A 4,826-nucleotide genomic window follows, 5' to 3' on the forward strand; every position below is an offset into this window, starting at 1 on the left:
GATCTCACGCGCCAAGTCCAAGCCTGGCAAGACGATCGCAACCGAACGACGAAGGGCGTCGACTGGCAATTCACGACCCAACAAGCCCGCGTGAAACTGCGACGACTCTACCCCCAGCTTTTGGTGTGACAAGGGACTAGTAGCGACCCAGCCGGTAGCGCAGCATGACCCGCAGACATCGCAGGCCGTACCAGATCGGGTTCAGGTGGCTCTCTTCGTCGTCATAGCGAGTGGGGATTCCGAGCTCACCCACGCTTAGGCCACGGGCCCGAGCGCTGGCGATCACCTCGAGATCGAAATCGAAGTAGTAGGAGAGGCTCTCGAACGGAATGTTCTCAACGGCCTTGCGGCTGTAGAGCATGAAGCCCGAGTGGTAGTCGCTCATCTGCAGGCCGAAGGTCCAGTTCTCCAGCCATGTGAGGATCTTTCCGGCGACGACCTTGTAGAAGGGCATGCCGCCCTGGCTGGCCGTTCCGTCCTTGTGCCGGGAGCCCTGCAGCACGTCGATCTCGTGCTCCGCCATGTAGGCGACGAACTCGGCCATCTTCTCGGGCGGGTACTGGCCATCCGCATGCAAGCAGACGACGTACTCGGCGGGTGTTTCCGCAGAGAGCCGCAGGCCCTTTCTCACGGCCGTCCCGTAGCCGTGGTTCTCGGCCTCTGCGACCAGCCGCACCTTCGGGAAACGCTCCGTCGCCCTCCGCACGGCTCCGCTGGTGTCGTCCTGGCTGCCGTCGTTGATGACGAGCACCTCACAGACCGCGGGCCAGAAGGCTTCGGGTATGCGCTCGATCACCGCTTCGATGGTCTGCTCCGCCTGGTAGGCGGGAATGAAGATCGTGGTCGGATGCATGGGATCCAGGACGCTAGCCCTTGGGCGATGTCTTGGCACCATCGTCGGCGCAGCCCGCGACCTCGGTGGCGTGGTGTGCCAGCTTGGCGATGGCGTCGAGTGCCTCGCAGCGCTCCTCGGCGCTGAACGTGGAATCGGTTTGGACTTCTGCCGCCAACCCGTCGAACGTCACGGTCTCGGCGCTCATCCGCAGACCTCCGCCGGCTTCCGTGTCGAAGATCATCGAGCGATGGCTCTCGGCAGTGGTTTCGTCCCAGGCCGTCCAGGCGGGCAGGGTGCCGGCCCGCCCAAGGCCCGGGTCTCCGGTCGCCGCGAAACGTGTCCAATAGGACATCATCGCGTCGGAGAGGCCCGCGCGGCCGGGCTCATTCTCTTCATTCGAGATGATGCGCAAGAAGCCCAGATCAAAGGTGCCGAACACGAAGGGAATCTCCAGGCCGTGCCCCGCGCCGAGCAGCCTGGCCAGATCGAACCCGAGTCGCTTCGGTTCTTCGTCCCAATCGAAACGGTAGACGAAGACCTGGCCCGGTTGATGCCCGTGCAAGGCGCTCGCGATTTCATCGGCACCGTCGGCTTTCCACAGCGCGCTGCCGAAGTAGGCGTCCCGTTCGTAGACCTCCCAATCGCGCACCTGCGGGAAGAGGCCGAACCAACGGCGGATGTACTCGGGATCGCCGAACATGAAGGTCTTGCTCTCGTCGCGGTTCGTGCCGAGGACGACAGGCACACGGTGTTGATCGCCGCGGGCGAAGGCCTCGTGGAACGGGCGGGAGGGAAGCACCGACCCTTCCCGGAAGACCATCGGAAGCTCGTCGAAGAGGTTCCCTTCGCCTCGGCCACCGGCGACGAGCGGTGCCCAGATTTCGTCCGCGCTCTTGCTGCGGAGATAGGTCGCAAGCGCGTCTTCGCTCAGGCTCTCCACGTGTTCGCGAGCTTCGTCCGGGCCGCTCGTCGTCGGCTCTGCCCGTACGAGGGCCGCCGTGATCTCCGAGGAACTCCAGCGCTTGCCGGATCGGGCCGCATCCCGCCAGTTCTCGGCTTCGTGCGGGTCGGACGACCAGGTCCCGCCGCTCTGGGTGATCGCTCGGTGGAAGAGCCCCTCCGCCGGCTTGGCCAGCAACAGGCTGATCACGTTCAAGCCCCCAGCACTCTCTCCGAAGATCGTGACGTTTCCGGGATCACCGCCAAAGGCACTGATGTTGATGTTCACCCAACGCAGGGCTTCGACCAGATCCAGCGTGCCAAAGTTGCCCGACGCATCGAACTCGCTCTCGGCACCTGCGCGGAGTGCCTGGTGGCGCATCCAGCCGAGCGGCCCCAGACGATAGTTGACCGCGACGACGATAACGCCGTGCCGTTCGGCGAGGACGCTTCCGTCGTAGCCGCTGCCTTCGCCGATGACGTTTCCGCCGCCGTGGATCCAGAACATGACAGGCCGTCGGGCACCACCGCGTGGCACCTCCTTCGGCGCGAACACGGGCGCGAATACATTCAGGTAGAGGCAATCCTCGTCGCCCACCATTCCGCTTTCCCGAGGCTCGCGACCCTGGGTGAGCATGCTGGTCGGCTGCGGGCAGGCCGAGCCGTCGCTCACCGCCTGGCGAACGCCAGGCCAGGCCGCTGCCGGCCGAGGGGCCATCCAACGCAAAGGACCGACCGGCGCTTTCGCGAAGGGCAGGCCTCGCCACACGTGGGCGCCGATTTCGTTGGTGGCGCCGATCGTCACGCCGGCCGGCAGGACCCGTCGTGTGGCAGCCTCCACCGCGGTCGCCGGGGCTTCCGGGGAGTGGGCACAAGCCAAGACACCACCGAGCAGGGCAAGTGCGAAACAGAGAAGAGCGTCCGATCTGGGCACGCAGGGGCCTCCTGAGAAAGAACGGGAGGGTACCCGAACCACGGGGATCCCGAAGATCCAGAACAGCGGTAGAATCCATGCTCTTTCGAGATCCGCACGGCAAGACGTTCCGTGCATTTGATGAGCAGGAGATCTGCAATGGCCGCAATCAAGGCTGGAACCCGTTTCAAGAGCGCCGTATGCGACACCCAGGTAATGGTGATCGCGGCACCTGAAGGAGAGCTGGAGCTGAGCTGTGGCGGCTCTCCCCTGGTGGATGTGACCGCTGACGCATCTGGTGGCGAGATCGATGCAAACCACAAGAACGGCACCCAGATCGGCAAGCGCTACGTCAACAAAGCCGGCGATCTGGAGCTGCTCTGCACCAAGCCCGGAGAGGGCAGCCTCGCCGCTGGTGGAACGCCCCTCGTCTTGAAGGAAGCCAAGGCCCTTCCCAGTTCCGACTGAGGCTGGGCGCGTAGGCGAGGGGATCGCTCCATGAACACGATGATGTTGCTCGAAATGGCGGCCCAGGCGATGAGCGAGCGGGTCGCCGTCCAATGCGATGACAATCGCTGGACGATGGCCGAGTTGTTTGCCGGCGCCGGGCGGGTGGCGTCCCATCTTCGCGCTCTGGGTGTGGAGAATGCGGCGCTTCTCGACGTGTCGAGCCCTGCCGTTCCTCTCTCCCTCTTCGGCGCCGGCTGGGCGGGTCTGCCGTTCGTGCCGCTCAACTATCGGCTCACTGGCGACGAACTCGACGCGTTGATCGCCCGGATCACACCGGCGGTTCTCGTCACGGATTCGGAGCGCGCCTCCGGGCTCGAGGGCCGGGACGGGCTGACCCTCATCAGCCGAGAAGAACTGCTCGAGATCGCGCGGGGTAGCACCGAGCCGGCCGAGCCCGATTGGGAAATGGATCCGGAAGAGATCGCAATCCTGCTCTTCACCAGCGGAACGACCGGTGTTCCAAAGGCCGCGGTGCTTCGCCACAAGCACATGGTTTCCTACATCCTCGGATCGATGGATTTCATGGCGGCGGATGAATCGGACGCTGCGCTGGTCAGTGCGCCTCCCTATCACGTGGCGGGCATGGCAGCACTCTTGAGTGGCATCTACTCCGGCCGTCGGATGGTGCAGCTACCGAACTTCGACGCCTCCGCCTGGCTTGGCCTGGCCAACAAGGAAGCCATCACCAACGCGTTCGTCGTTCCCACCATGTTGTCGCGCATCATCGATGAGCTCGAGGCCGGCGCACACATGGCGCCCACCACATTGCGCGCACTTGCCTATGGCGGCGGAAAGATGCCGCTCCCCGTGATCGAGCGGGCCATGCACCACTTTCCCACCACGGCGTTCACGAACGCCTACGGCCTGACCGAGACGAGTTCGACCATCGCTGTGTTGGGGCCCGACGAGCATCGCGAGGCCGCGGGCAGCCCCGACGCGGACGCTCGCAAGCGTCTGGGCTCCGCGGGAAGGCCGCTACCGGGCGTCGAAGTCGAGATTCGCGACGAAGCGGGAAAGCCCGTCGCCATCGGCGAACGCGGCGAGATCTACGTGCGCGGAGAACAGGTATCGGGCGAGTACAAGGGCCGGGGCAGCCTGCTCGTCGAGGGTGGCTGGTTTCCGACCAACGACGGGGGGCGCCTGGATGACGAGGGATATCTCTTCGTCGAAGGCCGCATCGATGACGTGATCGTGCGAGGTGGCGAGAATCTGTCGCCGGGCGAGATCGAGGATGTCCTCCACGAGCACGCGGAGGTGGCCGATTGCGCGGTGGTCCCGGTTCCGGACGAGCAATGGGGAGAAGGAGTGGGTGCAGCGATCGTGCGAGCCCGAGGTTCCGACGTGAGCGCCGAGACGCTGCAAGGATGGGTGAAGCAGCATCTCCGTTCGTCTCGGGTTCCCCAGTTGGTCGAGTTCTGGGATGAGCTGCCGTACAACGAAACCGGGAAGCTCCTCCGGCGCAAAGTCAAAGAGGCACTCGGAGCGCCTAGCTAGCTCCAATCCGTCGTATTGAGGTGAAGGCCGGACATTGAAATGGCCCTGCGAGTGTGAGATGAAGGAGTTACGAGGCTTCTCCACCGACACCCAACAAGGCCACTTCAGTGCGATTGATTCAAGGCTCTATTCGGA

4 protein-coding genes are annotated in these 4,826 nt (G+C 64.5%); 2 read left to right on the forward strand and 2 right to left on the reverse strand.

Annotated elements, in window-relative coordinates; genetic code table 11:
- Positions 1–136 precede the first annotated feature (136 nt).
- Both GY937_15810 and GY937_15815 read right to left on the reverse strand, forming a co-directional pair.
- Complete coding sequence (locus GY937_15810) at positions 137–853, reverse strand: glycosyltransferase family 2 protein (protein ID MCP5058172.1); 717 nt, start codon at positions 851–853, stop codon at positions 137–139.
- A 13-nt stretch (positions 854–866) separates the two neighbouring features.
- Positions 867–2,708, reverse strand: a complete 1,842-nt coding sequence (locus tag GY937_15815; protein MCP5058173.1) for a carboxylesterase family protein — start codon at positions 2,706–2,708, stop codon at positions 867–869.
- Positions 2,709–2,846: 138 nt separating this feature from the next.
- On the opposite strand from GY937_15815, the gene GY937_15820 reads away from it, so the two are divergent.
- On the forward strand, positions 2,847–3,155 hold the full coding sequence (locus tag GY937_15820; protein MCP5058174.1) for a hypothetical protein: 309 nt from the start codon (positions 2,847–2,849) through the stop codon (positions 3,153–3,155).
- 30 nt (positions 3,156–3,185) lie between these two features.
- The gene (locus tag GY937_15825; GenBank protein ID MCP5058175.1) at positions 3,186–4,691 is read left to right on the forward strand and encodes an acyl--CoA ligase; all 1,506 of its coding nucleotides are present in this window, start codon (positions 3,186–3,188) and stop codon (positions 4,689–4,691) included.
- The last annotated feature ends 135 nt before the right edge of the window (positions 4,692–4,826 follow it).

This window comes from bacterium, assembly GCA_024228115.1.
Classification (GTDB): Bacteria; Myxococcota_A; UBA9160; order UBA9160; family UBA6930.